The sequence below is a fragment of the Pseudomonas sp. PvP089 genome (assembly GCF_017875165.1).
Lineage (GTDB): Bacteria > Pseudomonadota > Gammaproteobacteria > Pseudomonadales > Pseudomonadaceae > Aquipseudomonas > Aquipseudomonas fortuita.
This window is the reverse complement of sequence record NZ_JAGGME010000001.1, coordinates 1,157,087-1,184,018: the sequence shown is the minus strand read 5'-3', so window position 1 is coordinate 1,184,018 and position 26,932 is coordinate 1,157,087. Positions and strand designations below refer to the sequence as shown.

The 26,932-nt window shown below is 61.3% G+C and carries 30 protein-coding genes and 1 other RNA gene; 11 read left to right on the top strand and 20 right to left on the bottom strand.

Going from position 1 to position 26,932, the window contains the following annotated elements; all coding sequences use genetic code 11:
* Positions 1-6: 6 nt before the first annotated feature.
* From mraY to rsmI, 9 genes are all read right to left on the bottom strand, one after another.
* Positions 7-1,089, bottom strand: a complete 1,083-nt coding sequence (mraY, locus tag J3A71_RS05450; protein WP_016488965.1) for a phospho-N-acetylmuramoyl-pentapeptide-transferase — start codon at positions 1,087-1,089, stop codon at positions 7-9.
* Positions 1,089-2,456 carry a UDP-N-acetylmuramoyl-tripeptide--D-alanyl-D-alanine ligase gene (murF, locus tag J3A71_RS05445; RefSeq protein WP_096426727.1) on the bottom strand — a complete coding sequence of 456 codons (1,368 nt, stop codon included), beginning with the start codon at positions 2,454-2,456 and terminating at the stop codon, positions 1,089-1,091. Before murF ends, mraY begins: the two co-directional genes overlap by 1 nt.
* The gene (locus J3A71_RS05440) at positions 2,449-3,936 is read right to left on the bottom strand and encodes a UDP-N-acetylmuramoyl-L-alanyl-D-glutamate--2,6-diaminopimelate ligase (protein ID WP_096426993.1); all 1,488 of its coding nucleotides are present in this window, start codon (positions 3,934-3,936) and stop codon (positions 2,449-2,451) included. The genes murF and J3A71_RS05440 overlap by 8 nt, the downstream gene beginning before the upstream one ends.
* Complete coding sequence (locus J3A71_RS05435) at positions 3,936-5,675, bottom strand: penicillin-binding protein 2 (protein WP_161775544.1); 1,740 nt, start codon at positions 5,673-5,675, stop codon at positions 3,936-3,938. The genes J3A71_RS05440 and J3A71_RS05435 overlap by 1 nt, the downstream gene beginning before the upstream one ends.
* On the bottom strand, positions 5,675-5,968 hold the full coding sequence (gene ftsL, locus J3A71_RS05430) for a cell division protein FtsL (protein ID WP_016488969.1): 294 nt from the start codon (positions 5,966-5,968) through the stop codon (positions 5,675-5,677). Before ftsL ends, J3A71_RS05435 begins: the two co-directional genes overlap by 1 nt.
* The gene (gene rsmH / locus J3A71_RS05425; protein ID WP_169725190.1) at positions 5,965-6,906 is read right to left on the bottom strand and encodes a 16S rRNA (cytosine(1402)-N(4))-methyltransferase RsmH; all 942 of its coding nucleotides are present in this window, start codon (positions 6,904-6,906) and stop codon (positions 5,965-5,967) included. Before rsmH ends, ftsL begins: the two co-directional genes overlap by 4 nt.
* Positions 6,907-6,908: 2 nt before the next feature.
* Positions 6,909-7,364: a division/cell wall cluster transcriptional repressor MraZ gene (mraZ, locus tag J3A71_RS05420; protein ID WP_019439042.1), complete on the bottom strand. Its 456-nt coding sequence runs from the start codon at positions 7,362-7,364 to the stop codon at positions 6,909-6,911.
* Positions 7,365-7,673: 309 nt separating this feature from the next.
* Positions 7,674-8,049, bottom strand: an RNA gene (gene rnpB / locus J3A71_RS05415) — RNase P RNA component class A.
* A gap of 67 nt (positions 8,050-8,116) precedes the next feature.
* The gene (gene rsmI, locus J3A71_RS05410) at positions 8,117-8,992 is read right to left on the bottom strand and encodes a 16S rRNA (cytidine(1402)-2'-O)-methyltransferase (RefSeq protein WP_016488972.1); all 876 of its coding nucleotides are present in this window, start codon (positions 8,990-8,992) and stop codon (positions 8,117-8,119) included.
* 186 nt (positions 8,993-9,178) lie between these two features.
* Between rsmI and J3A71_RS05405 the strand changes: the two genes are divergently transcribed.
* The 5 genes from J3A71_RS05405 (at position 9,179) to J3A71_RS05385 (ending at position 13,002) form a co-directional block, all read left to right on the top strand.
* Positions 9,179-10,996 (top strand): penicillin-binding protein activator, encoded by a 1,818-nt coding sequence (locus tag J3A71_RS05405; protein WP_096426728.1) that lies wholly within the window; start codon positions 9,179-9,181, stop codon positions 10,994-10,996.
* A complete protein-coding gene (locus J3A71_RS05400) occupies positions 10,996-11,367 on the top strand; it encodes a YraN family protein (protein ID WP_016488974.1) in 372 nt (123 codons plus the stop codon). Before J3A71_RS05405 ends, J3A71_RS05400 begins: the two co-directional genes overlap by 1 nt.
* Before the next feature lie 86 nt (positions 11,368-11,453).
* Positions 11,454-12,047 carry a phosphoheptose isomerase gene (locus tag J3A71_RS05395; protein ID WP_012274070.1) on the top strand — a complete coding sequence of 198 codons (594 nt, stop codon included), beginning with the start codon at positions 11,454-11,456 and terminating at the stop codon, positions 12,045-12,047.
* Positions 12,044-12,622, top strand: a complete 579-nt coding sequence (locus J3A71_RS05390) for a BON domain-containing protein (RefSeq protein WP_016488975.1) — start codon at positions 12,044-12,046, stop codon at positions 12,620-12,622. The genes J3A71_RS05395 and J3A71_RS05390 overlap by 4 nt, the downstream gene beginning before the upstream one ends.
* 161 nt (positions 12,623-12,783) lie before the next feature.
* A complete protein-coding gene (locus J3A71_RS05385) occupies positions 12,784-13,002 on the top strand; it encodes a YgdI/YgdR family lipoprotein (protein WP_016488976.1) in 219 nt (72 codons plus the stop codon).
* A 51-nt stretch (positions 13,003-13,053) separates the two neighbouring features.
* On the opposite strand, the gene J3A71_RS05380 is transcribed toward J3A71_RS05385, so the two are convergent.
* The 7 genes from J3A71_RS05380 to rplM form a co-directional block, all read right to left on the bottom strand.
* Positions 13,054-13,482 carry a ClpXP protease specificity-enhancing factor gene (locus J3A71_RS05380; RefSeq protein WP_016488977.1) on the bottom strand — a complete coding sequence of 143 codons (429 nt, stop codon included), beginning with the start codon at positions 13,480-13,482 and terminating at the stop codon, positions 13,054-13,056.
* A gap of 10 nt (positions 13,483-13,492) precedes the next feature.
* On the bottom strand, positions 13,493-14,116 hold the full coding sequence (locus J3A71_RS05375) for a glutathione S-transferase N-terminal domain-containing protein (protein ID WP_016488978.1): 624 nt from the start codon (positions 14,114-14,116) through the stop codon (positions 13,493-13,495).
* Between the two features lie 117 nt (positions 14,117-14,233).
* Positions 14,234-15,013, bottom strand: a complete 780-nt coding sequence (locus tag J3A71_RS05370) for a cytochrome c1 (RefSeq protein ID WP_016488979.1) — start codon at positions 15,011-15,013, stop codon at positions 14,234-14,236.
* A complete protein-coding gene (locus tag J3A71_RS05365; protein WP_024717460.1) occupies positions 15,013-16,224 on the bottom strand; it encodes a cytochrome bc complex cytochrome b subunit in 1,212 nt (403 codons plus the stop codon). The genes J3A71_RS05370 and J3A71_RS05365 overlap by 1 nt, the downstream gene beginning before the upstream one ends.
* A complete protein-coding gene (petA, locus tag J3A71_RS05360; RefSeq protein WP_016488981.1) occupies positions 16,224-16,817 on the bottom strand; it encodes a ubiquinol-cytochrome c reductase iron-sulfur subunit in 594 nt (197 codons plus the stop codon). The genes J3A71_RS05365 and petA overlap by 1 nt, the downstream gene beginning before the upstream one ends.
* 262 nt (positions 16,818-17,079) lie before the next feature.
* Positions 17,080-17,472 carry a 30S ribosomal protein S9 gene (rpsI, locus tag J3A71_RS05355; protein ID WP_003260797.1) on the bottom strand — a complete coding sequence of 131 codons (393 nt, stop codon included), beginning with the start codon at positions 17,470-17,472 and terminating at the stop codon, positions 17,080-17,082.
* A 14-nt stretch (positions 17,473-17,486) separates the two neighbouring features.
* A complete protein-coding gene (rplM, locus tag J3A71_RS05350) occupies positions 17,487-17,915 on the bottom strand; it encodes a 50S ribosomal protein L13 (RefSeq protein WP_003260798.1) in 429 nt (142 codons plus the stop codon).
* A gap of 258 nt (positions 17,916-18,173) precedes the next feature.
* On the opposite strand from rplM, the gene J3A71_RS05345 reads away from it, so the two are divergent.
* The gene (locus J3A71_RS05345; RefSeq protein ID WP_096426729.1) at positions 18,174-19,214 is read left to right on the top strand and encodes an NADP(H)-dependent aldo-keto reductase; all 1,041 of its coding nucleotides are present in this window, start codon (positions 18,174-18,176) and stop codon (positions 19,212-19,214) included.
* 189 nt (positions 19,215-19,403) lie between these two features.
* Complete coding sequence (locus J3A71_RS05340; RefSeq protein WP_172455912.1) at positions 19,404-20,324, top strand: GlxA family transcriptional regulator; 921 nt, start codon at positions 19,404-19,406, stop codon at positions 20,322-20,324.
* Between the two features lie 126 nt (positions 20,325-20,450).
* Here J3A71_RS05340 and zapE read toward each other — a convergent pair whose 3' ends face one another.
* From zapE to J3A71_RS05325, 3 genes are all read right to left on the bottom strand, one after another.
* Complete coding sequence (gene zapE, locus J3A71_RS05335) at positions 20,451-21,545, bottom strand: cell division protein ZapE (RefSeq protein WP_016488984.1); 1,095 nt, start codon at positions 21,543-21,545, stop codon at positions 20,451-20,453.
* Between the two features lie 84 nt (positions 21,546-21,629).
* On the bottom strand, positions 21,630-22,979 hold the full coding sequence (locus tag J3A71_RS05330; RefSeq protein ID WP_096426730.1) for a tryptophan--tRNA ligase: 1,350 nt from the start codon (positions 22,977-22,979) through the stop codon (positions 21,630-21,632).
* Between the two features lie 25 nt (positions 22,980-23,004).
* Positions 23,005-23,640, bottom strand: coding sequence for an alpha/beta fold hydrolase (locus J3A71_RS05325; protein WP_016488986.1), 636 nt, complete (start codon positions 23,638-23,640; stop codon positions 23,005-23,007).
* A gap of 135 nt (positions 23,641-23,775) precedes the next feature.
* On the opposite strand from J3A71_RS05325, the gene J3A71_RS05320 reads away from it, so the two are divergent.
* Positions 23,776-24,213: a DUF1043 family protein gene (locus tag J3A71_RS05320; protein WP_016488987.1), complete on the top strand. Its 438-nt coding sequence runs from the start codon at positions 23,776-23,778 to the stop codon at positions 24,211-24,213.
* Positions 24,214-24,306: 93 nt separating this feature from the next.
* Here the strand turns inward: J3A71_RS05320 and J3A71_RS05315 are convergent, their stop codons facing one another.
* Complete coding sequence (locus J3A71_RS05315; RefSeq protein WP_016488988.1) at positions 24,307-25,500, bottom strand: methionine gamma-lyase; 1,194 nt, start codon at positions 25,498-25,500, stop codon at positions 24,307-24,309.
* A gap of 127 nt (positions 25,501-25,627) precedes the next feature.
* Between J3A71_RS05315 and J3A71_RS05310 the strand changes: the two genes are divergently transcribed.
* From J3A71_RS05310 to J3A71_RS05300, 3 genes are all read left to right on the top strand, one after another.
* Positions 25,628-26,107: an Lrp/AsnC family transcriptional regulator gene (locus tag J3A71_RS05310; protein WP_016488989.1), complete on the top strand. Its 480-nt coding sequence runs from the start codon at positions 25,628-25,630 to the stop codon at positions 26,105-26,107.
* 160 nt (positions 26,108-26,267) lie between these two features.
* Complete coding sequence (locus J3A71_RS05305; RefSeq protein WP_016488990.1) at positions 26,268-26,588, top strand: hypothetical protein; 321 nt, start codon at positions 26,268-26,270, stop codon at positions 26,586-26,588.
* Complete coding sequence (locus tag J3A71_RS05300; RefSeq protein WP_016488991.1) at positions 26,582-26,851, top strand: bacteriocin immunity protein; 270 nt, start codon at positions 26,582-26,584, stop codon at positions 26,849-26,851. Before J3A71_RS05305 ends, J3A71_RS05300 begins: the two co-directional genes overlap by 7 nt.
* Positions 26,852-26,932 lie beyond the last annotated feature (81 nt).

The window sequence follows — 26,932 nt, the reverse complement described above, 5'->3', positions numbered from 1 at the left end:
GCTCATCTACCTCAGTTTCAGGGTTGCAAGGCCGATCAGCACCAGAATCACGGTGATGATCCAGAAGCGGACGATCACCCGTGGCTCTGGCCAGCCCTTGAGTTCAAAGTGGTGGTGGATCGGCGCCATGCGGAACACGCGCTTGCCGGTCAGCTTGAAGGAGGCGACCTGGATCACCACCGACAGGGTTTCCACCACGAAGATGCCGCCCATGATGAACAGCACGATTTCCTGGCGGACGATCACGGCGATGGTGCCCAGCGCGGCGCCCAGCGCCAGCGCGCCGACGTCACCCATGAAGACTTGTGCCGGGTAGGTGTTGAACCACAGGAAGCCCAGGCCGGCGCCGATCAGCGCGCCGCAGAACACGATCAGCTCACCCGAGCCCGGCACGTAGGGGATCAGCAGGTATTCGGCGAACTTCACGTTACCCGACAGGTAGCAGAAGATGCCCAGGGCGCCGCCCACCATCACCGTCGGCATGATTGCCAGGCCGTCGAGGCCATCGGTAAGGTTGACCGCGTTGCTGGAGCCGACGATGACGAAGTAGGTCAGCACGACGAAGCCAATGCCCAGCGGGATAGTGACATCCTTGATAAACGGCAGGATCAGCGTGGTCTCGACGCTGGTCGGCGCCGTCTTGTACAGGAACACGGCCGCAGCCAGCCCGAACACCGACTGCCAGAAGTACTTCCAGCGGCTTGGCAGGCCACGGGAGTTCTTTTCGATCACCTTGCGGTAGTCGTCAACCCAGCCGATCGCACCGAATGCCAAGGTCACGATCAGCACCACCCACACGTAGCGGTTGGACAGATCAGCCCACAGCAGGGTGCTGATGGCGATGGCCGACAGGATCAGTGCGCCACCCATGGTCGGGGTGCCGGACTTGGACAGGTGCGATTGCGGGCCGTCGTTACGCACGGCCTGGCCGATCTGGCGAATTTGCAGGGTACGGATCATCCACGGCCCCAGCCACAGCGCCAGGGACAACGCGGTCAGTACACCAAGAATCCCGCGCAGGGACAGGTACTGGAAGACCGCGAAGCCTTTGTGGAACTGTTGCAGATACTCGGCCAACAGCAGCAGCATTAATGTTTCTCCCCGCTGGCACCGCACAATGCCGCCACGACGTTTTCCATCGCAGCGCTGCGCGAGCCCTTGATCAAGATAGTGGTGTCGCTGGCATTTTCAGCGCGAACAGCGTCGATCAGCTCAGCTTGAGTAGCGAAATGATGGCCATTGGCGCCGAACGCCGTGACCGCATGCATCATGTTGGAACCCACTGCGTACAGGGCGTCGACCTTGCCACGCGCGTAGTCACCCACCTGACGGTGGCCTTCTTGCGCCCATTGCCCCAATTCGCCGATATCCCCAAGCACCAGGACGGTGCGTCCGGAAAAGCCGGCGAGTATATCAATGGCCGCGCACATGGAGGTGGGATTTGCGTTGTAACTGTCGTCGATCACCCGCACACCGTTCGGCGCGACCTGCGCCACGGTGCGGCCCTTGACCGGCTGCACGGCAGCCAGGCCGGCGGCAATGCCGTTCAGGGTCAGACCAACGGCATGGGCGGCAGCGGCGGCAGCCAGGGCGTTGCTGACGTTATGGGTACCCAGAAGGTTCAGCTGTACCTGCACGCTGCCATCAGGCCCGTGCAGGGTGAACGACGGGCAGCCACGCGCGTCGCGACCAATGTCGCTGGCGTGGAAATCGGCCTGCGGGTTATCCAGTGCAAACGTGAAGATGCGGTGGTTGCCGGCACGTTTGCGCCAGATTTCGAACGCCTTGTCGGCCAGGTTGAGGATGGCGACACCGCCCTCACCCAGGCCTTCGAGAATTTCGCCCTTGGCTTCGACGATCTTCTCGGGCCCACCGAATTCGCCAACGTGGGCGGTACCTGCGTTATTGATGATGACCACCTGAGGTTTGGTCAGGCCGACGGTGTAGCGGATTTCACCGATGCGCGACGCACCCAGCTCGATCACTGCAGCGCTGTGCTCCGGAGCGATTTCCAGCAGGGTCAGCGGCGCGCCAAGGTCGTTGTTCAGGTTGCCGCGGGTGGCATGCACCAGGCCGCGGGTGCGCAGGATGCTGGCAAGCATCTCCTTGACCGTGGTCTTGCCACTGGAACCGGTAATCGCCACCACGGGCTTGTCGAACGCAGCGCGGTTCAGGGCGCCGAGCTGACCAAGCGCTACCCGGCAATCATTGACCCGCAACTGCGGCAGGTCGACACCGGCCACCTCACGCTCGACCAGGGCGGCGACTGCGCCTTTGGCTTTGACATCAGCCAGGTAGTCATGGCCATCGAAACGCGGGCCGGCCAAGGCGACGAACAGCTGCCCGGCGCTGACACTGCGGCTGTCGATGCTGACACCGGTGAAAGTGGCGTCGGTACCGACTTGTTGACCACTCAGTGCTGTGGTCAGCTGGCTGAGTGTCATCGGCTTAAGCATGTGGAGCCTCCCAGGCTGCAAGGGCCTTCTCGGCTTCGGTCAGGTCGGAGAAGCCATGGCGCTCGCCATTGATCTCCTGATAATCCTCATGCCCCTTGCCCGCCAGCACGATCACGTCGTTGGCAGCGGCTGAGGCGATCAGGTGCGCAATGGCTTCGCCACGGCCGGCGACGAACTCGACGTCTTCAGGCTTGGTGAAGCCGGGACGGATGTCGTCGAAGATGCGCAGCGGGTCTTCCGTGCGCGGGTTGTCGTCGGTGACCAGCACACGGTCGGCCAGGCGCTCGGCCACTTCAGCCATCAATGGGCGCTTGCCGCGATCACGGTCGCCGCCGCAGCCAAACAGGCACAACAGTTGGCCGTGGGCATGCGGGCGCAGGGCTTCAAGCACTTTTTCCAGGGCATCCGGGGTGTGCGCGTAGTCGACCACCACCAGTGGTTTTTGACCGCCACCCAGGCGCTGCATGCGGCCCACAGGCCCTTGCAGGCGCGGGGTGACCTCAAGGATTTCGTCCAGCGCGTAATCCAGCGCCAGCAGGGTTGCCACGGCGGCCAGCACGTTGCTCAGGTTGAAGCGGCCCAGCAGCTGGCTGCGCAGGGTGCGCTCACCCTGAGCAGTCACCAGCGTGGCTCGCACGCCATCGTCACTGAACACGGCCTCGCGGCAGAACAGCGAGGCGTCGGGGTTTTCCAGGCTATAGCTGAGCAGCCGGGTCTCGACCAGGTCGACACTCGGGCGGCGAGCAAAGTCTTCGGCCAGGCGACGACCAAAGTCGTCATCCAGGTTGATCACCTGGCAACGCAGGTTTGGCCAGGCGAACAGCTTGGCCTTGGCCGCCTCATACGCCTGCATGCTGCCGTGGTAATCCAGGTGATCACGGGACAGGTTGGTCATGACCGCGATGTCGAACGCCAACGCAGCGACACGCCCTTGCTCCAGGGCGTGAGAGGAAACCTCCATGGCCACGGCCTTGGCGCCCTGCTTTTTCAGGTCGTAAAGGGTGGACTGTACGGCAATCGGGTCTGGCGTGGTCAGGCGACCACTTTGCAGTTCACCGTAAAAGCCGGTCCCCAAAGTGCCAATAAGGCCGCAGCGCTGGCCGAGCACATCAAGCGCCTGGGCCACCAATTGAGTAACGCTGGTCTTGCCGTTGGTACCGGTCACACCCACCAGGTTCAGCTGGCGGCTGGGCTCACCATAGAAGCGCCCGGCGATGTCCGAGAGTTGGGCGATCAGGCCCTTGACCGGAATCAGCGGCACATCGGTCAGCGGCAGCACGTTGGCGCCCTGCTCTTCATAGGCCACGGCGGCAGCGCCACGGGCCAAGGCATCGGCGATATGTTCGCGGCCATCAACCTTGGCGCCCGGCACGGCCAGGAACAGATCGCCGGGGCGTACATTGCGGCTGTCCAGGGTCAGTTCACGAATCAGCGGGTCACGGCTGGCGTGAGCGAAAAGCTTGCTCAATGGCATTGTCATCATCCACGCCCTCCCTTGGCGGCTGCTGCATTGACTTGCGACTGTTCGGCGGGTGCCGGTGGCGGCAGGTTGTCTGGCGGTACGTTCATCAAACGCAGGGTGCCGGACATGACCTTGCTGAATACCGGCGCCGAAACCAGGCCACCGAAGTAACCACCCTTGCCCGGCTCGTCGATGACCACGACGATGGCGTAGCGCGGGTCGCTCATTGGCCCGAAGCCGGCGAACAGCGAACGGTAGGCGTTTTCGGTGTACCCCTTGGACCCCACCGTGGCTTTACGCGCTGTGCCGGACTTGCCGGCCACGTGATAGAACGGCACCTGGGCACGGAACACACCACGCGGTGCTTCAATCACCTGCTGCAGCATGCCCTGAACGGTTTCGGCGGTTTCCTTCGGAATGGCTTGCACAGCTTCCGGAGCCTTGTCGACCTTGATGATCGACAGCGGCACCATCTTGCCGTCGTTGGCCAGCGCCGCGTAGGCATGCACCAGCTGCAGGGCGGTCACCGACAGGCCATAGCCATAGGAAAGGGTCGCGGTTTCAGCCTTGCGCCACTCGCGGTGGTTGGGCAGGTTGCCGACACGCTCACCCGGGAAGCCAAGGCCGGTGTACTGGCCCAGGCCGACCTGGGACATGACGCGGTAGATGGCCTCGCCACCAATGTCGAAGGCGATCTTGCTCATGCCGACGTTACTGGAGTTGATCAGGATGCCGGTCAGGTCGAGGATCGGGCCCTCGCTGCGCGACACGTCCTTGATGGTGTAGCGGCCGATCTGCAAGCTGCCCGGGTAAACCTCGACCTTGTCGGTCGGCTTCCAGCGGCCGCTTTGCAGTGCCGCACTCATGGAAATCGGCTTGACCGTGGAACCGGGCTCGAACACGTCGATGATTGCCCGGTTGCGCATCGCTGCCGGGAACATGCTGCGGCGGTTGTTCGGGTTGTAGGTTGGCTGGTTGACCATGGCCAGGACTTCACCAGTCTTGACGTCCATGATCACCAGGCTGCCGGCCTTGGCGTCCTGCTCGGCAATGGCGTTGCGCAGCTCGCGGGTAGCCAGGTACTGCAGGCGCAGGTCTATCGACAACGCCAAGGTCTTGCCGGCCTTGGCGTTCTTGGTTACCTGGATGTCCTTGATCAGCCGGCCACGCCGGTCCTTGATCACCTGCCGCTTGCCGGGCACGCCGGCCAGCCACTCGTCATAGGCCAGTTCCACCCCTTCGCGACCGTGGTCGTCGAGGTCGGTGAAGCCGACCATGTGCGCGGTGACATCGCCGGCCGGATAGAAGCGGCGGAATTCTTCCAGGCCGTACACACCAGGCACTTTCAGGTCGAGCACGTGCTGGCCCTGCTCCGGGGTCAGGCCGCGGACCAGGTAGATGAACTCTTTGCTGGCCTGCTGGGTCAGGCGCTCGACCAGTTGCTGCGGGTTTTGCCCCAGCGCTGCGGCCAGCTGTGGCCAGCGGTCTTTGGACGCCTGCATTTCCTTGGGGTTGGCCCACAGGGTGGTGACCGGGGTACTCACAGCCAATGGCTCACCGTTGCGGTCGGTGATCAGGCCACGGTGCGCAGGGATAGGGATGTGACGCAAACTGCGCGCATCGCCCTGCCCCTTGAGGAAGTCACGGTCGACCACTTGCAGGTCGATGATGCGCCAGCAGATAGCGCCGACCATGATTGCCAGCAAGCCGATCACCACGCGGAAGCGCCACGGGTAGAGTGCGCCTTCGAGCTTCATCATGGCGCCACCATCCGCACTTCGTCAGCCGCAGGCACGCGCATTTTCAACTGCTCGGAAGCCAGGTTTTCGATACGGCTGGCGGCGGTCCAGGTGCTCTGTTCCAGAATCAGCCGGCCCCACTCGGCCTGGGCCTTGTCACGCTCATTCAACTCGCCGTAAAGGGTATTGAGCAACTGACGGTTCCAGTGCGCGCTGTAGGACACGGCGACGGCCGAAACCAGCACGCCGATAAACAGCAGAAGCATCAGGAAGCTTCCGCCTGGCAAAGGCTTGGCAAAGAGCCTGCTCACCGCAGTTTCTCCGCCACACGCATCACGGCGCTACGCGAGCGTGGGTTGGCCTTGAGCTCGGCTTCGGAGGCGAACTGGGCCTTGCCGATGAGCTTGATTTTCGGCTCGAAGACTTTGTGCTGTACCGGCAGGTTGCGTGGCAGGTTGTCGGCCTCGCCCTTGACCAGCTTGCGCATGAACAGCTTGACGATACGGTCCTCAAGGGAGTGGAAACTGATCACTGCCAGGCGGCCACCGACCTCGAGTGCATCCAGCGCGGCCTCCAGGCCAGCCTCCAGGTCACCCAGCTCGTTGTTGACATGGATCCGCAGCCCCTGGAAGGCACGGGTAGCCGGGTTCTTGCCTTTTTCCCAGGCCGGGTTGGCAACCTTCAGCACTTCCGCCAGGTCGGCAGTGCGGGTGAACGGCTCCTTTTCGCGGCGCTCGACCACGGCACGCGCCATGCGGCCGGAGAAACGCTCTTCACCGTACTCTTTGAAGACACGGGCAATTTCTTCCACAGGCGCAGTGGCGATGAACTCGGCGGCACTGATGCCCTGATCCGGGTTCATGCGCATGTCCAGCGGGCCATCATTGAGGAAACTGAAGCCACGCTCTGGGTCATCCAGTTGCGGCGAGGACACGCCCAGGTCCAGCAGTACACCGCTGACCTTTCCGTGCAGGCCGCGTTCGGCCACTTCTGCACCCAGCTCGGCAAAGCTGCGCTGCACAATGACAAAGCGGCCGTCTTCGGCCGCCAGCGCTTGCCCCGTGGCAATCGCCTGTGGATCTTTGTCGAAGCCCAGCAGCCGCCCTTGCGGCCCGAGCTTGCTGAGAATCAGCCGGCTGTGTCCGCCACGGCCGAAGGTGCCGTCCAGATAGCAACCGTCGGCGCGCAGGGCCAATGCCTCGACAGCTTCGTCGAGCAGGACGGTAATGTGGTTGAAGCCGCTATCTATGGTCACAGGATCAGGTCACGCAATTCGTCGGGCATGGCGCCCGGTTGTTGAATAGCTGCAAGGTCGGCTGCCGAAACCGTGTTCCAGGCATCTTCATCCCACAGCTGGAATTTGTTCAGTTGCCCCACCAGCATCGCCTTCTTGTCGAGCTTGGCGTACTCACGCAGGCGGGGCGGCACCAGGAAACGCCCACTGCCATCGAGCTCCAGGTCAACCGCATTACCGATCAGCAAACGCTGCAGACGGCGGTTTTCCTCACGCAACGATGGCAAGGCTCGCAACTTGGCTTCTATCTGTTCCCACTCATCGAGGGGGTATACGCACAAGCAGGGGTCAACGGCGTCTATGGTCACGATCAGCTGGCCATTGCAACGCGAATCCAGCTCGTCACGGTACCGACTCGGCATGGCGAGACGTCCCTTGGCATCGAGGCTGACGGCGTTGGCTCCGCGGAACACGGCTGTGATTCCCCACAATGTTAGCTTTTTTGTGCCAGAAAACCCACTTCATCCCACTTTCTGCCACTTGCGCACACTATAGGAATCCGCCCGCAGCACCGTCAAGGCACGTTCATAAGGAAAAGCCTTACAGGACCGAGATTTAGCGCGATAAGGGAATGTGGAAGCACTACCGAGGAAGAGAAAACACGAGAAAAATCAAACCCACGCAAGCAAATGGAGTTCGAACTTAAAGTGATTTATCAAGAGTAAGATTTTTTCGGTATTACCAGAGAGGATCTGCTATCGAATCAAGCAGGGGAGGAAAAGGTGGAGAGTCGATCTGTAAGCCGGGTTTTGTCGAGGACAGTCATTCCTCTACGACGGCCATCACTGGACGCCTCTAGCAACCTACCCGGTTCCGACGCGGGCCACGCCTGATGGAACCCTATTTGGTCTTGCTCCGAGTGGGGTTTACCTAGCCACGAACTGTTGCCAGACGTGCGGTGCGCTCTTACCGCACCTTTTCACCCTTACCGGCACCGAAGTGCTTAGGCGGTTATTTTCTGTGGCACTTTCCGTAGGCTCGCGCCTCCCAGGCGTTACCTGGCACTCTGCCCTATGGAGCCCGGACTTTCCTCCCCCTGCTGCTCACACAACAAAAAGTTGCGGAACAAAAACAGGCAGCGACTGTCCGATCGACTCTCCGCCGTCAAGGTTACCGGCACGCGCGCACAAGAACAAGCAATACCGGCAATTATATCAAACTGCCACTATTCGGTTTTCTGCTTTTCCAGCGCAAGTTGATACAACAGGTTCTTGCGCACACCGGTAATTTCCGCCGCCAGCGCCGCAGCCCGCTTCAGTGGCAGCTCGGCCAACAGCAGGTCGAGTACTCGCTGGGCCTCGGTACTGATGGCCTGCTCGCCCTCCGGCGCGCTCCAGCCGCCAACCAGTACCACGCACTCACCGCGCTGCTGGTTGCTGTCGCCGGCAACGAACGCGCGCAGCTCGGCCAGCGGCAGGCCCTTCAGGGTCTCGAAGGTCTTGGTCAGCTCGCGCGCCAGCAGTGCCGGGCGTTCGCCACCAAAAACCAGCTCCATGTCTTCGAGGCATTCGAGGATACGGTGCGGGGCCTCATAGAAAATCAGCGTACGCGGCTCTTCCTTCACCTGCTCGAGGCGCGCCCGGCGCCCGGCCTGCTTGGCCGGCAGGAAGCCTTCGAAAATGAAGCGGTCCGACGGCAGGCCGGCCGCCGACAGTGCGGCGATCAAGGCGCAGGCGCCCGGCACCGGCACCACGCTCACCCCCGCAGCCCGCGCCTGGCGTACCAAGTGGTAGCCCGGGTCGGAAATCAGCGGCGTGCCGGCATCGGAAACCAGTGCCACGTTCTCGCCAGCCAGCAGCTTGGTGAGAAAACGCCCGCCCTCATCACGCTCATTGTGTTCATGACAGGCCGCCAGCGGTGTGTCGATGCCAAAGTGTTGCAGCAGGCGGATCGAATGGCGGGTGTCTTCGGCGGCGATCAGCGCCACATCCGCCAGCACCTTCAGCGCCCGGGCGCTCATGTCGTCGAGGTTGCCGATGGGGGTTGCCACCACATACAGCGTCCCCACCGTGGATTTCGAAGCCCCTGCCACATCAGTCACTGCGCACACCTGTCATTCGGATCAAAGGCGCCATTGTAGCCCGAGCGCCTGCAACAGGGCGCAAAGAACTTCGCCAGCGATCGGCGGCAGGCCACCTATAGTGAAGGATCAGCACAGCAACATCGCGCCCCGGCCAGTGCTTGGGTACAATTGCCGGCCAACTTGATCGAGTAACAGGACCTTTACATGATCGCTTGCCTGCGGCTGCTCACAGCCCTCTGCCTCGCTGCCCTGCTGGCAGCCTGCGCCAGCTCGCCCTCATCCAGCCTGGGCGAACTGCCACGCACCCCGGATGCCAGCATCGAGCAACTGCTCGAAAAAGCCGCTTCCAGCAAGTCAGCGGAAGATGCCGCCCTGCTGCGCCTGAGCGCGGCCGACCTGGCCTACAAGCAGAAGGACTTCCCACGCGCCGCACGCATTCTTGAGCAAGTCCCGCTGGACACACTCAAGCCGGCCCAGCAAGTGTTCGCCAGCACCCTCGCGGCCGAGCTGGCCATGAGTCGAAACCAGCCCAAGGCGGCCCTGACTGCCCTGGCTCACCCCAGCCTGCAACGTGTAGCCGAGCTGCCGGCGGAGCAGCAAGCGCGCACTTACAATGTGCACGCCGCCGCCCTTGAAGCCGACGGCCAGACCCTGGCTGCCGCGCAACAGCGCGTGCTGCTGGCCCCGCTGCTCAGCGGCCAGGCTGCCAGCGCCAACAATGACGCCATCTGGGCACTGGTCGCCTCGTTGCCGGCAGAGCAACTGCATCAGCCAGCCAACGACCAGACCCTGGCCGGCTGGACCAGCCTCGCCTTCGCCGTGAAGAGCGCCGGCACCCTGGAGCAGCAGCAAGCGGCCATCGATACCTGGGTCAAACAGCACCCAGGCCACCCTGCCGCCCAGCAACTGCCGCTGGCGCTGACCAAGCTCAAGGAGCTGGCCAGCCAGCCACTGACCAAGATCGCCCTGCTGCTGCCCCAGGAAGGCCCGCTTGCCGGTGTTGCCCGCGCCCTGCGTGACGGTTTCATGGCCGCCCACTTCCAGGCCCAGCAAGCTGGCCAGCCAGCGCCTGCGGTGCAAGTGTTCGACAGCTCGCGCATCGGCTCGCTAGACGATTTCTATCGCCAGGCCCAGGCCGCCGGCGTGCAACTGGTCATCGGCCCGCTTGAAAAGCCACTGGTCAAACAACTGGCCTCCAAACCGCAACTGCCGATCACCACACTGGCCCTGAACTACGCCGACGCCGGCCAGAAGGCCCCGCCGCAACTGTTCCAGTTCGGCCTGGCTGCCGAAGATGAAGCACGCGAAGTCGCCCGCCGCGCTCGCGCCGACGGCATGGTCCGCGCCGTGGCCCTGGTGCCGAGTGGCGAATGGGGTGACCGCGTGCTGGCCGCCTTCCGCCAGGACTGGGAAGGCAATGGCGGCACCCTGCTCGCTGCCGAGCGCATTGCCCAGCCGGTTGCCCTCGCCCAACAGATCGCCGACCTGTTCCAGCTGCGCCAGAGCGAAGGCCGCGCCAAGAGCCTGCAAAGCACGGTAGGCGGCAGCATCGCCGCACAACCGTCGCGCCGCCAGGATATCGATTTCATCTTCCTGGCCTCGACCCCGCAACAGGCCCAGCAGATCAAGCCGACCCTGAACTTCCAGTACGCCGGTGACGTCCCGGTCTATGCCACCTCGAACCTGTACAGCGCCAGCGGCGACGTCAACCAGTACAATGACATGAACGGCATCCGCTTCTGCGAAACGCCGTGGCTGCTCGACACCAGTAACAGCCTGCGCCAGCAAGTGGTACAGCAGTGGCCGCAGGCCGCTGGCAGCCTTGGCCGCCTGTATGCCATGGGCGTCGATGCCTACAGCCTGGCGCCGCGCCTGGGCCAGCTGAAAGCGCTGCCGGACAACCGTGTCCAGGGCCTTTCGGGCAGCCTGAGCATCAACGCCAACCAGCGTATCGAGCGCCAGCTGCCATGGGCCGAGTTTGCCGGCGGCCAGGTCAAGCGCCTGCCTGACACCGCGCGCTGATGCCAACAGCGTCGCCCACAAGCGCCGGGCAAGCAGCAGAAACCCAAGCCCTTGAGTACCTTCAAGGGCAGGGCCTGCAGCTGCTGGCGCGTAACTGGCGATGCAAAGGCGGTGAGCTTGATCTGGTCATGCTTGACGCCGATACAGTAGTATTCGTCGAAGTCCGCTACCGGTTACACGCGTGCTTCGGTGGCGCCCTCGCCAGCATCGACGGGCGCAAGCAGAAACGGTTGGTGCTCGCCGCCAGCCGGTACCTGCAGAAGGCGCCCCACTGGGGCAACCACCCCTGCCGCTTCGACGTAGTCGCCCTGCAGGGCAGCCACCATGCAGGCAGGCCGCTTCAATGGCTGAAAAACGCCTTCGAATGCTGAACCCACTTCGTTTTTTTTGCTCTATGTTTCGCGGGCTGGTCGTTGTTGCGCGTCGCAAAGGCCACCGCCCCACTTAAGGTCACCAGATGGACATGCAATCCCGAATTCGCCGGCTGTTCCAGGCCAGCATCGATACCAAGCAACAGGCAATGGACATCCTGGCACCGCACATCGAGCAGGCCAGCCTGGTCATGGTCAATGCGCTGCTCAACGAGGGCAAGATGCTCGCCTGTGGCAACGGCGGCTCGGCCGGTGATGCCCAGCACTTTTCGTCGGAACTGCTCAACCGTTTCGAGCGCGAGCGCCCGAGCCTGCCAGCCATCGCGCTGACCACCGACAGCTCGACCCTGACCTCGATCGCCAACGACTACAGCTACAACGAAGTCTTTTCCAAGCAGATTCGCGCCTTGGGCCAGCCCGGCGACGTTCTGCTGGCAATCTCCACCAGCGGCAATTCGGCCAACGTCATCCAGGCGATCCAGGCCGCACATGACCGCGAAATGATTGTCGTAGCATTGACCGGCCGCGACGGCGGCGGCATGGCTTCGCTGCTGCTGCCCGAAGACGTGGAAATCCGCGTACCTTCGACGGTTACCGCACGCATCCAGGAAGTCCACCTGCTGGCGATCCACTGCCTGTGCGATCTGATCGACAGCCAACTGTTCGGGAGTGAAGAATGACCCCTATGCGCCTCGGCCTGATGGCCCTGACTCTGTGCCTGAGCGTCACCGGTTGCAGCTCGGTACTTACTTCTACGCGCAATTCGCCGATCGAAGACGATCGCGGTACGCGCACCATTGGCAGCAAGATCGACGACTCGCTGATCGAAACCAAGGCCTCGGTGAACATTTCCAAGGCCAGCCCTGACCTGGACAAGGGCTCGCACATTGTTGTCAGCAGCTACAACGGCATCGTCCTGCTGGCCGGCCAGACTCCACGCGCCGACCTCAAGAGCCTCGCCGAGCAAACCGCCAGCCAGGTACAGCGCGTCAAGAAAGTGCACAATGAACTGCAGGTGATGCAACCCTCCTCCATCCTGGCACGCAACAACGACGCCTGGCTGACCACCAAGATCAAGACCCAGATGCTGGGTGACAGCGCCGTGCCAAGCTCGCGCATCAAGGTGATTACCGAAAACGGTATCGTCTATCTGCTCGGCCTGGTGACCCAACAGGAGGCCAATTCGGCCACCGCCGTGGTACAGGGCGTGTCGGGTGTGCAGAAGATCGTCAAGCTGTTCGAGTACATCGACTGATTCATTGCTGCCTGCACCGGCCTCTTCGCGGGTGAACCCGCGCCCACAGGGATCTCACAGCTTTCAAGCCTTGTGCATTCCTGTGGGAGCGGTTTTACCCGCGAAAGGGCCAGTACAAGCAACAACAATGCCCCACCTTTCAGAAACCCAGGAAACACCGCATGAAAAAGCTTCTGCTGCCTGCCCTGCTGATCGGCACCTTCGCCACCCTGGCCGGCTGCTCCACGCCAAGCCTGATCACCCTCAACGATGGCCGTGAAATCCAGGCTGTCGACGCACCGAAGTACGACCGCGATGCAGGCTTCTACGAGTTCCAGCAACTCGATGGCAAGCGCACCCGCATCAACAAGGACCAGGTACGCACTATCAGCGACCTGTAACCCGAAGTTGGCGGCAAAGAAAAAGGCGATCCAGTTGGATCGCCTTTTTTGTTACTTGACCACTTTCAGGCTTGGCCGACCACTTGGGCGCGGCGGCTGGCCACCCCCTTCCGGCGGGCCATCGTCGTCCGGCTGCACATCATCCTCTTCCAGCTCGTCGCCATCCATCGGCGACTCCAGCTCGAAGACCATGCCTTGGCCATTTTCACGGGCATAGATGCCCAGGATGGCGCCAACCGGCACGAACAGCGAATGGGCCACGCCACTGAAGCGGCCCTCGAAGCTGACTGCGTCGTTATCCATGTGCAGGCTGCGCACGGCACTAGGCGAGATATTCAAGACGATCTGACCATCACTGGCGAAACCATCCGGCACCTGGACTTTCGGGTATTCGGCATTGACCAGCATGTGGGGCGTGCAATCGTTGTCGACGATCCACTCATACAGTGCTCGAACCAGATAGGGGCGACTGGAGTTCATCAACAGCTCCTTAAAGCTTGCGCATTTCACGTTCTACGGAGGACAGGCTCGCCAGGAAAGGCTCGCGAGCGAACTGCCGCTCCATGTAATCCAGCAGCGGCTTGGCTTGCCGCGGCAATTCGATACCCAACACCGGCAAACGCCAGAGTATGGGCAATAGACAGCAATCGACCAGGCTTTGCTCCTCACTCATGAAACAGGCGTACTCACCGAACAATGGTGAAACACCGGTCAGGCTTTCGCGCAGGGCCTTGCGTGCCTCGGCACGGGCGGCCTCGGTGCTGCGCGCGTCCAGAACGGTGTCGGCCAAGGCACACCAGTCGCGCTGGATGCGGTGCATCAGCAAACGGCTGTTACCCCGCGCAACCGGGTACACCGGCATCAGCGGTGGGTGCGGGTAACGCTCCTCGAGGTATTCCATCACCACGGTCGACTCATACAACGCCAGGTCACGGTCGACCAGGGTCGGCACACTGCCGTAAGGGTTCACCTCGGCCAGCCTGGCCGGCAGGCGACTGGGGTCGACATCGATGACCTGGACGCTGACACCCTTCTCGGCCAGCACAAGGCGTACCCGATGAGAATAATGATCAGCGGGATCGGAATAGCAGGCTAACCTGTTGGTTGCGCCCATGTAGCGGCTCCTCGCACGGGATGCTTGTGCAACTGTAAATGAAAACGCGCCCGGGGTACCCTGGCAAAACTGCCAGGGCGCCCCGGGCGCGTTCAACAACCAGAAACTACTGCGTGATCAGTGCACGTCCTTCCAGTATTCACGCTTGAGCAAGTAGGCGAATACGAAGAAGAAAGCCAGGTACAGCAACACGTAGGTACCAATGCGCTGGCTTTCCAGTTTGACCGGGTTGGCCGAATAGGCCAGGAAGGTCACCAGGTTCTTGACCTTCTCGTCGAACTGCTCGGTCGTCAGGGTACCGGAATTCGGCGTAATGGTCAGCTGGTCACAGGCTTCATGGGTGATCGGGCTGCCGGTCAACGGGTCAAATTGCTTCTTGCCATCGACCACGGTCTGCACCTGCTTGCAGCCAACCACCTGGTTACCCTGCAGGCCAACCAGCACGTTAGGCATGCCCACGTTCGGGAACACCTTGTTGTTCACCCCGTAAGGGCGCGACGGGTCTTCGTAGAAGCTGCGCAGGTAGCTGTACAGCCAGTCGGTACCCCGCACACGGGCGACCAGGGTCAGGTCGGGTGGCGCAGCGCCGAACCAGGTCTTTGCGTCGCTGGGCTTCATGCCGATCTGCATGTGGTCACCGATTTTGGCGCCGGTGAACACCAGCTTCTCGAGCATCAGCTCGTGAGGGATGCCCAGGTCATCAGCCACCCGCTCGTAACGCTGGAACTTGGCACTGTGGCAACCCATGCAATAGTTGGCGAAGGTGCGCGCACCGTCCTGCATGGCCGCCTTGTCGGTCAGGTCGATATCGACCTTGTCCAGCTCCAAGCCATGTTCGGCAGCGAAGGAAAAGGCAGGCATCACTGCCAGCAAAAATACTGCAATCAACTTTTTCATCAGCCAGTCACCCTTTCCGGAACCGGTTTGGTCTTCTCGAGCCTTGTGTAGAACGGCATCAGCAGGAAGTAGGCGAAGTACAACACCGTGCACACCTGCGATAGCAAGGTACGCCCAGGTGTCGGCGCCAGCACGCCCAGCACGCCGAGGATGACGAAGGCCACGCAGAACACCAGCAGGAAGAGCTTGCTGATCCAGCCCTTGTAACGCATGGAACGTACCGGGCTGCGGTCAAGCCAGGGCAGCACGAACAGCACAGCGATGGCCGCACCCATGGCGATCACGCCCATCAGCTTGTCAGGCACCGCGCGCAAGATCGCGTAGAACGGTGTGAAGTACCACACCGGCGCGATGTGCTCGGGCGTCTTGAACGCGTTGGCCTGCTCGAAGTTCGGTTTTTCCAGGAAGTACCCACCCATCTCCGGGAAGAAGAACACCACAGCACAGAACACGAAGAGGAACACCACCACGCCAACGATATCCTTGACGGTGTAGTAAGGGTGGAACGGGATACCGTCCAGCGGAATGCCGTTTTCGTCCTTTTTCTTCTTGATGTCGACACCATCGGGGTTGTTCGAACCCACTTCGTGCAGAGCAAGAATGTGCAGCACCACCAGGCCGAGAATCACGATGGGCAGAGCGACCACATGCAGGGCGAAGAAGCGGTTCAGGGTGATGCCCGAAATCAGGTAGTCACCGCGGATCCACTGGGTGAGGTCGTCACCGATCACCGGGATGGCGCCGAACAGGGAGATGATTACCTGGGCACCCCAGTACGACATCTGGCCCCACGGCAGCAGGTAACCCATGAAGGCTTCCGCCATCAGCGCAAGGTAGATCAGCATGCCAAACAGCCAGACCAGCTCGCGTGGCTTCTGGTAGGAGCCGTAGAGCAGGCCGCGGAACATGTGCAGGTAGACCACGATGAAGAACGCCGACGCACCGGTGGAGTGCAGGTAGCGCAGGATCCAGCCGTATTCTACGTCACGCATGATGTACTCGACCGAAGCGAACGCCTCTTCCGCCGAGGGCGTGAAGCTCATGGTCAGCCACACACCGGTGACGATCTGGTTGACCAGTACCAGCAATGCCAGGGAGCCGAAGAAGTACAGGAAGTTGAAGTTCTTGGGCGCGTAATACTTGCTCAGGTGGTCTTCCCACATTTTTGTGGCGGGGAAGCGAGCATCAATCCAGTCCATGAACTTGCTCATCATGCGTTCTCCTGGTCGACGCCGATGACGATGATATCGTCCGACTCGTAAGAGTGCGGCGGCACTGGCAGGTTGAGAGGTGCCGGCTGCGACTTGTAGACACGGCCGGCCAGGTCGTAGTGGGAGCCGTGGCACGGGCAGAAATAGCCACCCACCCATTTCGGACCAAGGTCAGCAGGCGCAACTTCCGGGCGGAAGGTGGGCGAGCAGCCCAGGTGCGTGCACAGGCCGACGAGAATGAGGATTTCCGGCTTGATCGAGCGAACCTCAGGGTCGACGTAGGTCGGCTGCACCGAAGCCTTGGACTCTGGATCAGACAGGTCACCCGTAATTTTTTTCAGGTTGCCAAGGATTTCTTCCGTTCGGCGCACGATGAACACCGGCTGGCCACGCCACTCAGCCACCATCTGCTGCCCGGCCTCGACCTTGGCAATATTGACCTTCACCGGTGCACCCGCGGCTTTCGCCTTGGCACTGGGAAACCATGACCCCACGAACGGTACCGCAGCCCCCACTGCTCCCGCTGCCCCGACCACGGATGTCGCGGCTACGAGGAAGCGGCGCCGGCCTGCGTTGACGCCGTCATTGCTCATTCAGTCCTCTCCCATCAGCTTGCTTGGCCTGTTGAACCAGGCTCGTACTTAGGTTGTGTCAATGGCACTAAAATTTGGCAGCCATGGTAAGAAACAAAACCACACACTGACAAGGTGATTACCCAAGCAAGGGCCACAACCCGCGCTTTGCTTGATCTGCGTCTATGCGACAAGCGGCCACTGACATGCTGACAGGTTAGTTCAAGCCAAAAAAAAAGCCCGGTTCCAAGGAACCGGGCTTTTTTCGACTGCCGAAGCGGTATTAACGCTTGGAGTACTGAGGACGCTTACGCGCTTTACGCAGACCCACTTTCTTACGCTCAACTTCACGAGCGTCGCGGGTGACGTAGCCAGCACGACGCAGAGCGCCACGCAGGGTTTCGTCGTATTCCATCAGAGCGCGGGTGATACCGTGACGGATCGCACCGGCTTGACCGCTGACACCACCACCGGAAACGGTGACGTAGATGTCGAATTTCTCAACGGTTTCGGTCAGCTCGAGTGGCTGGCGAACAACCATGCGAGCGGTTTCGCGACCGAAGAACACGTCCAGAGAACGGTTGTTGATGGAAATGTTACCAGTACCCGGACGCAGGAATACGCGAGCGGTTGCGGTCTTGCGACGGCCAGTGCCGTAATTTTGAGTCGCCGACATAATGAACTATCCCGTTAGATCTTCAGTTCTTGAGGCTGCTGAGCAGTGTGTGGGTGAGCAGCACCCGCGTACACTTTCAGCTTGCGGTACATGTCGCGACCCAGCGGGTTCTTAGGCAGCATGCCTTTGACCGCGGTTTCGATAACACGCTCAGGGGCCTTGGCGATCAACTTCTCGAAGTTGATTTCCTTGATACCGCCCGGGAAGCCGGAGTGGGAGTAGTACATTTTGTCGGAAGACTTGGCACCTGTCACACGAACCTGCTCGGCGTTGATAACGACGATGTAGTCGCCGGTGTCAACGTGAGGGGTGTATTCTGGTTTGTGTTTGCCACGCAGACGGCTAGCGATTTCGGTAGCCAGACGACCCAGGGTCTGGCCAGCGGCGTCGACTACGAACCACTCGCGCTTTACTGTTTCCGGTTTAGCAGTAAAAGTTTTCATTCTCTAAAGCCTCAGAGGCCGCCCAGCGAAAAATAGACGGCGAATCTTACTGGATAGTGCACAGCTTGCCAAGGGCAAGCGCGCAGCCGAACACAGACGCTTTTGGGGGCTCGGGTCGGGCACGCCAATGTTCGACGGGGTTCTTCCTGCGTGATGGTGCATCACTTCCGCCACGCGGAGAGGGGCTGAATTATCCAGATTGCGAGAAAAATTTCAACCTGCTTTGATGGGCATCTATTGCCAAGGAGTGTCTAACCGATGGAATACCGTCAGCTCGGCCGTACCGACCTCAATGTCAGCGCCCTGTGCCTGGGCACCATGACCTGGGGCGAACAGAACGTTCAGGCCGAAGCCTTCGAACATATTGCCCGGGCCAAGGCCGCCGGGATCAATTTCATCGACACCGCCGAGATGTATCCGGTGCCGCCGCGCCCGGAAACCTACGCGGCTACCGAGCGCATCATCGGCAACTGGTTCCGCGACAACGGTGACCGCGACGACTGGGTGCTGGCCAGCAAGGTGGCAGGCCCCGGCAACGGCATCAGCCACATTCGCGACGGCCAGCTCAAGCACAACCGCCAGCACATCGTGGCGGCGCTGGAGGAGAGCCTGAAGCGCCTGCAGACCGACCGTATCGACCTGTACCAGCTGCACTGGCCGGAACGCAGCACCAACTTCTTCGGCAAGCTGGGCTACCAGCACCTTCCACAGGACCACTTCACCCCGCTGGAAGAAACCCTCGAGGTACTCGACGAGCAGGTACGGGCGGGCAAGATCCGTCACATCGGCCTGTCCAACGAAACGCCGTGGGGCACCATGAAATTCTTGCAACTGGCCGATAGCCGGGGCTGGCCGCGGGCGGTGTCGATCCAGAACCCGTACAACCTGCTCAACCGCAGCTTCGAGGTGGGCCTGGCAGAGGTGGCAATCCGTGAGCAGTGCGGCCTGCTGGCCTATTCGCCGCTGGCCTTCGGCATGCTCTCGGGCAAGTACGAGAACGGCGCACGGCCGGACAACGCGCGCCTGACCCTGTTCAGCCGCTTTGCCCGATACTCCAACCCGCAGACCGTCGCAGCCTGCAGCCGCTATGTGCAGCTGGCCCGCGAACACGGCCTGGACCCGGCGCAGATGGCCCTGGCGTTCGTCACCCGGCAACCGTTCGTGACCAGCAACATCATTGGCGCGACCAGCCTGCAACAGCTGGACAGCAACCTGGCGAGCCTTGAGCTGAGCCTGAGCGATGAGTTGCTGGCAGCGATCGAAGCCATACACCAGGCGCAGCCGAACCCGGCGCCTTGAGCTGAAAGGGGCTGCATTGCAGCCCCGCCGCTACACGGGGTAGACACAATCGCCAAAAAATAAGACGATCCAGCCGGTGATTGACCACTCTACCCTATAAGAACAATGACAATGATGTTTACCCAACCCTCCGCGTCGCTGCGGCGCGTCAGCATCCTGGCCATTGACAAGGTGTTTGCTTCGACCTTGATGCAGGCCAAGGATTTCTTTCACCTCGCCAGCCTGCGTTACAGCAAGCAGCTAGGCCTGGGCTTGCAGCCCATGTTCGAGATCTGCCTGGTGAGCCCCGACGGCCAGCCGGTGGACAGCTTCAGCAATGTGCAGCTTCCGGTCGACGGTGGCCTGGACGACGCCGACGTCATCATCCTCCCGGCCTACTGGGACGACTTCGACAACCTGCTGCAACGTTATCCACAGGTGCTCCCATGGCTGCGTGAACAGCATGCCCGCGGCGCGGTACTGTGCGCCGAGGCCAGTGGCGTGTTCTGGCTGGCCGAGTCCGGCCTGCTCGATGGCAAGGAGGCGACTACCTACTGGCGCTTCTTCAACAGCTTTGCCGAGCGCTTCCCGAAGATCCGGTTGAATCAGGACAAGCACCTGACCGACGCCGACAATATCTATTGCGCCGGCGGGGCCACGTCGGCCTGCGACCTGTACATCTACCTGATCGAGCGCTTCTGCGGTGCCAACGTGGCCCGCGCCGTGTCGCGCGACATTCTTTACGAAGTGCAGCGCAACTACACCCCGGGGCGCATGGGCTTTGGCGGGCAGAAGCTGCACCAGGACCTGATCATCCTGCAGATTCAGCATTGGCTGGAGGAGCACTTCGCCGACAAGTTCCGCTTCGAGGACGTTGCCCGCAACCACGGCATGAGCATCCGCAATTTCATGCGCCGCTTCCAGGGCGCGACGGGTGACAAGCCGCTGCACTACCTGCAACGGCTGCGGATCGAGACCGCCAAGGGGTTACTGTCGAGCACACGCAAGAGCATCAAGACCATCAGCTACGAGGTCGGTTATGACGATGCCAGTTTCTTTGCGCGGCTGTTCCGCCAGCACACCGAGCTGTCGCCGAACCAGTATCGGCAGCAGTTCATGCAAGAGGCTTGAGGCCTTGCGGGGCTGCTTTGCAGCCCATTCGCGGCACAAGGCCGCTCCCACAAATGCCCAGCGTGCGCCGATCAATGTGGCAGCGGCCTTGCGTCGCGAATGGGCCGCAAAGCGGCCCCAAAAATCTTACGGCTTGTGTGCGCGCGACAGGAATTCGTGCGACTGCATCTCCAGCAACCGGCTCAGGGTACGCTGGAACTCGAAGCTCAGGCGCCCGCCGGTGTACAGGTCTTTCAGCTCCACCTCGGCCGAGATGATCAGCTTTACGTTGCGGTCGTAGAATTCGTCCACCATGTTGATGAAGCGGCGGGCGATGTCGTCGGTGGCAACACCCATCTGCTCCACATTGCTCAGCAGCACGGCGTGGAAGATCTTGCCCAGTTCGATGTAGTCGTTCTGGCTGCGCGGCCCATCGCAAAGGGCGCGGAAGTCGAACCAGGCGACATCGTCACAGGTGCGCAGGGCATTGATCGGACGGTTCTCGATCATCAGCACGTCGTTCTCGATCGCCTGCGTGCACTCAGGGGTGAGCGCCTTGAAGCTGGCGCGCATGCTCTGGTGCGCCGCGTCATTGAGTGGGAAGTGGAACAGTTCGGCCTGCTCCAGGTGGCGCAGGCGGTAGTCGACCCCGCTATCCACGTTCACCACGTCGGTGTACTGCTTGATCATGGCGATGGCCGGCAAGAAGCGCGCACGCTGCAGGCCGTCCTTGTAAAGGCCGTCTGGCACGATGTTGGAAGTGGCCACCAGTGACACACCATTTTTGAACAGCTCTTCCATCAGAGTGCCGAGGATCATCGCATCGGTAATGTCCGACACGAAGAATTCGTCGAAACAGATCACCCGGGCTTCTTCGCTGAAGCGCTTGGCGATGATGGTCAGCGGGTTCTTCTCGCCCTTGAGGGTTTTCATTTCCTCGTGCACACGCTTCATGAAGCGGTGGAAGTGCGTACGCATCTTCTGCTTGAACGGCAGCGCTTCGTAGAAGGTATCGACCAGGTAGGTCTTGCCTCGCCCTACCCCACCCCAGAAATACAGGCCCTTGACCGGGGTCTGCTCCTTCTTGCCGAACAGTTTGCCGAACATGCCCGGCTTGTTGTTCTGCGCTTGTACCAGGTCGTCGTACAGGCGCTGCAAGTGACGCACCGCAGTTTCCTGCGCCGCGTCATGGAAGAAGTCGGGACGTTTCAGATCTGCTTGATAGCGTTCTAAGGGAGTCATAATTCGTTAGCGAGGCAACAAAAAACGGGCCGTCACTGTAGCGACAGGCCCGCTTAATGGCAATCAGACTTGCGTCAATATGCCTCAGTCCTGCTGTGGTGCCAGGGCATCACGCAGGCTTTGAATGGCCGCATCACGGGCTTCGGCGCTGTCGAACTGCGGCCCTTCGGCGACCTGCTCGCCATTGAGCCACAGGCCGAAGCTCAAGCCTTCTACCCGTACATCGGCCTCGCCACCCTGCTGCAGCTGCTTGCTCACGGCGCCAGCACTCTTGCCGTCAGCGAAGCTGCGCGACAGCAGCAGTTGCTCACCGTCAGCGGCCAACAGGCGGAAACGGAAGCTGCCGTCTTCGTCACGGAAGCTGACGAAGCGCGCGCTCTTGGCTGACTTCTTCTTCACCTCGGTGGTGGCCTGCACGCTGCTGCGGAACGAACGCAGGCCAACGGCTTCGCGCAGTTGCTCGAGGAACGGCGTGGCAATCTTGCGGGCCTTGGCGGCACCGGCCAGCAGGATGTCTTCCAGGTCCGCCGGGCGGGCGATCAGTTGGTGGTAGTACTCGCGTTTTTCCGCCAGCTGGCCATCCAGCAACTGGAACAGGCGCTGCTTGGCATCACCCCAGCCCAGGCCCTGCAACAGCTCTTCGCGGAACCCGGCGCATTGCTCCGGCGTCGAGAAGGCCTGGTACAGGGTGAACAGGTGCGAGTTGTCCGGGTCTTTCGCTTCACCCGGCGCGCGCGAGTCGGTCACGATGCGCGAGATGGCGTCTTTCATGTCCTTGGCGCTGGTGAACAACGGGATGGTGTTGTCGTAGCTCTTGGACATCTTGCGCCCGTCCAGGCCTGGCAGCGTGGCCACGCTTTCCTCGATCACCGCCTCTGGCAGGGCGAAGAAGTCCTGGCCCTGGCCGAACAGGTGGTTGAAGCGTTGGCCGATGTCGCGGGCCATTTCCACGTGCTGGATCTGGTCACGGCCGACCGGCACCTTGTTGGCGTTGAACATGAGGATGTCCGCGGCCATCAGCACCGGGTAGCTGAACAGGCCCATGGTCACGCCGGCGTCCGGGTCTTCCCCATTTTCGACGTTCTTGTCCACCGAGGCCTTGTAGGCATGCGCGCGGTTGAGCAGGCCCTTGGCGGCAACGCAGGTCAGCAGCCAGGTCAGTTCGGGAATTTCCGGGATGTCGGACTGGCGATAGAAAGTCACTTTGTCCGGGTCAAGGCCACCGGCCAGCCAGGTGGCGGCGATTTCCAGGCGTGAACGCTGGATGCGCAGCGGGTCATCGCATTTGATCAGGGCGTGGTAGTCGGCCAGGAAGTAGAACGAGTCGACACCGGGCTGCTGGCTGGCACGGATCGCAGGGCGAATGGCGCCGGCGTAGTTGCCCAGGTGCGGAGTGCCGGTGGTAGTGATACCGGTAAGAATGCGCGTGGTCATGGGTGTTCGCTTATTCAGGCTTGGCTCAGTTCGAAAGGCGCGGCAGCAGCAGATCCTTCAGATCGGTCAGCTTGCCATGGAAGAAGTGTCCGCATTCTGCCACTTTCAGCAGCTCATGGGGGCGCGTCAGGCTGTCGGACCAATCGTAAACCAGCTGCGGTGCGACGACTTCGTCGGCGTCCGGCTGCACAACGGTCACCGGGCAGCGCTGCGGCAGCGGGAATTCGGCGGTCAGGCGCATGACCGCCGGGGCGATCATGAACAGGTGCTGCAATTCGACGCCTGCAGTTTCAAGTCGCCCGGCCAGGCTGGTGGCAACGAAACCACCGAACGAAAAGCCCATCAACACCAGCGGCAACTCTGGGTGCGAGCTACGCAGCCAGGCTGCCGCGGCCTCGGCATCGGCCACTTCGCCGGCCCCCATGTCATGGCTGCCGGCGCTCTGGCCGACGCCACGGTAGTTGAAACGCAGGGTCGCGTAACCGGCATCACGGGCAGTGCGTTGCAGGGTCGAGACCACCTTGTTGAGCATGGTGCCGCCCTGGACCGGGTTGGGGTGGCAGATCAGCACCGCGCCACGGGCGTCAGCCACGTCCAGGTACAAGGCTTCCAGCTGGCCGGCGGGGCCATCGATGAACAAGGGGGTTTCGCGGACAAGCAAGGCACTACTCCGTGACCTCGGGAAGGGTCGATTCGTCTAGGTGTGAAATTCTGTTCTGATTTGCGATCGCTCGCGGTATACAGCGCAGGTCTGAGCCGTTAACGTAAAGCAAAGCCGTTTATAGAGGAAGGACTCGTGGAACTCTCGCTCCTTGTTTGGTTGTTGCCAACCCTGGCCCTGGTCATTGGCGTGGCGGTCGGTTTCATTGTTGCCCGCCTGCTGCCCAACGCAGCACCCAGCAACACCCAGCGCCAACTGGATGACATCCAGAAGCGCTTCGACAGCTACCAGAACGAAGTGGTCACCCACTTCAACAGCACTGCCATGCTGGTCAAGAAACTGACCCAGAGCTACCAGGACGTACAGGATCACCTGGCTGAAGGCGCCAACAGCCTGGCCCTTGATGAAGTCACTCGCCAGCGCCTGCTGGCTGCCCTGCATTCCGAAGCGCCGCAAGGCCCGCGTGACCGCCTGACCCCACCGAAAGACACCGCCGAAGTGCCGCGCGACTATGCGCCAAAAGCGCCAAACTCGCCGGGCATGCTGGACGAGAGCTACGGGCTCAAGCGTTGATCCACTGAACCTGTAAAAGGCCTCGCAAGAGGCCTTTTTTGTGTATGCCGTGTTCTTGCCGCTGCGGGCCCTTTTCGCGGCACAAGGCCGCTTCTACAGATGCCCCAGCGCCTCCTCGATATCCAGCAGCAGATCCTCCACATCCTCCAGCCCAACCGACAATCTCACCAGCCCCTCCGATATCCCGTGATGGGCGCGCTCCTGGGGCGTGTAACTGGAGTGCGTCATGCTCGCCGGGTGTTGCGCCAGCGACTCGGCATCCCCCAGGCTCACCGCCCGCGCAAATAGCTGCAGGGCATTCATGAAGCGCCGCCCGGCCTCGATACCGCCCTTGAGCTCAAAGGCAATCATCCCGCCCGGCAAACGCATCTGCCGCCGTGCCAGGTCGTACTGGGCAAACGACGGCAAGCCCGGATAGTGAATCAGTTCCACCTGGGGCTGCCGGGCCAGGAACTTCGCCACCTCCAGGGCATTGGCGCAATGCCGGTCCATGCGCAGCGCCAAGGTCTTGATACCCCGCATCAACAACGCAGCGTCATGCGGTGACAGCACAGCCCCGGTCATGTCTTTGAGCCCTTCCAGGCGAATCCGGTCGACCAACGCCTTGCGCCCCACCACTAGGCCCGCAGTGATATCACCATGGCCGCTGAGGTACTTGGTCGCCGAATGCACCACCAGGTCCGCCCCCAGCTCCAGTGGCCGCTGCAGGTACGGAGTGCAGTAGGTGTTGTCGACTACCACAAGCACGTCTCTCCCATGTACAGCCTCGACCACCGCTGCGATGTCGACCAGTTGCATATTGGGGTTGGCCGGCGTTTCGAAGTAGATCATCCGCGTTTTACTGTTGATCGCCGCTTTGAGGGCCTTGGCGTCATTGAGGTCGACATGGTGAATCTTGACTCCGAACTCGCCAATCCCATGGTGCAGAAACGCGAAGGTACAGCCATACAGGGTGCGCCCGACGATCAGTTCATCACCGGGGCGCAACAGGGTCCAGATGGTCGAGGTAATGGCGCCCATACCCGACGCCAGCGCCAATCCCGCCTCACCGCCCTCCAACGAGGCCATGCGTTGCTCAAGCAAGGCCAAGGTGGGATTGGAGATGCGGCTGTAGAAGTGCCCTGCCTCTTCCCCGGCGAAGCAAGCAGCGCCGTATTCAACAGTGGGGAAGGCATAGGTAGCGGTCTGGTACACCGGCGGCACCAGGGCGCCTCCGTGGGAAAGCGGGTCGTAGCCATGGTGAATGGCCCGCGTGGAGAAACCGGTGTTGTTATGGGAGTCGCGCATGGCAACAGCCTCTTGTGGTTTGTTATAAGCTTATGCCACCGAGCTGCCCGATTTTTTCCAAAATAGCCCACGCATTTGCGTGCTTGCTGGAATAAAAACAACAATCAACGGACCAGGAGGGCAAAACATGCCTTCAAGCCTCGACCGCACCGACCGCGCCCTGCTCGCCGCTTTGCAGGACAATGCCCGCCTGACCGTTGCCGAACTCGCCGACCAGGTAGCGTTAACCACCTCGCCCTGCTGGCGTCGGGTCAAACTGCTGGAAGACAACGGCTACATCACCGGCTACCAGGCCATCCTCTCGCCCAAGTCGCTGGGGTTTGGCGTGACCGCGTTCGTCAGCATCATGATGGACTCGCACACCAAGGACATGGCGCTGGCGTTCGAGCAGCGGCTGATGGAGATTCCCGAAATCGTCGCCTGCCACAACATCTCCGGGCGCTATGACTTTTTGCTGGAGATCCTGGCGCGGGACCTGGAGTCGTTCGGGGAATTCACCCGGGAAGTGCTGCAGCGGCTGCCGGGAGTGAAGGAGATCTATTCGAGTTTTTCCTACAAGGCGGTGAAGGAGAAACGGGTGATACCAGTGTCAGAGAAACATATTTAAGACAAATCCGAGAAAACGGAAAATCCGGTGTAGGAAAGCACATCTAAGAAATCTCCTTCTAATCATCAGGAACGTGCCTACTTCCATACCCCCTACCTCTGACATAAAAAAAACTCGTCCCCGGGCACACTTTCCCTGCCTTCAACTCAGGGACGACTCTATGGCCAGCCTTCTTCCAGAATTCATCATCCGTAAACTCGAAGGTCGGACATTCCACAGCTTCGACCATTTCTCCCAATCCTTCTGGCTGGCGATCGCAGAAGACCCAGTCTACAGCCAGCAATTCATCCCCGCCCAACTCAACCGCCTCAAGAAAGGCTGGCCCCCTCGGGCGCCATTCCATGAGACGGTAAAGGGTCTGCGTTCTTATCAGATAGGCCAGCTGAACCCGCCCGAGTGGGGTGGGTTGATGTACGACGCTGAAAACCTGCGGATCATGAGCGCCATGCAATACGCGCTGTCATCGGAGACGCCATGGTGATCAGGCTGAAACACTGCCTGGCCGACTATTCATACGATGAGTTCCGGCTGATTGTTGAGGCGTTGATTCAGGCGACAGGCTCGCGTGCTTGGCAGGATCGATTGCTGGAACACTTTATCGAAGTGGTTGAACATCCTGATGGCGCTGACCTTATCTATTACCCCGAGGAAGATCGGGGAAGATGCGCCGAGCAGGTCATGGCGCGCGTCTTGGAATGGAGAGCGTCAAAGGGTCTTGCAGTGTTCAGAATTAAAATTAACTAGCCTGCCAGGTCTGGATGCAGCTCAGAGGCTTAGCGAAGAACCTTTGCCAGCGGCGGTACATGGCACCGGCTCTGCCGGTGT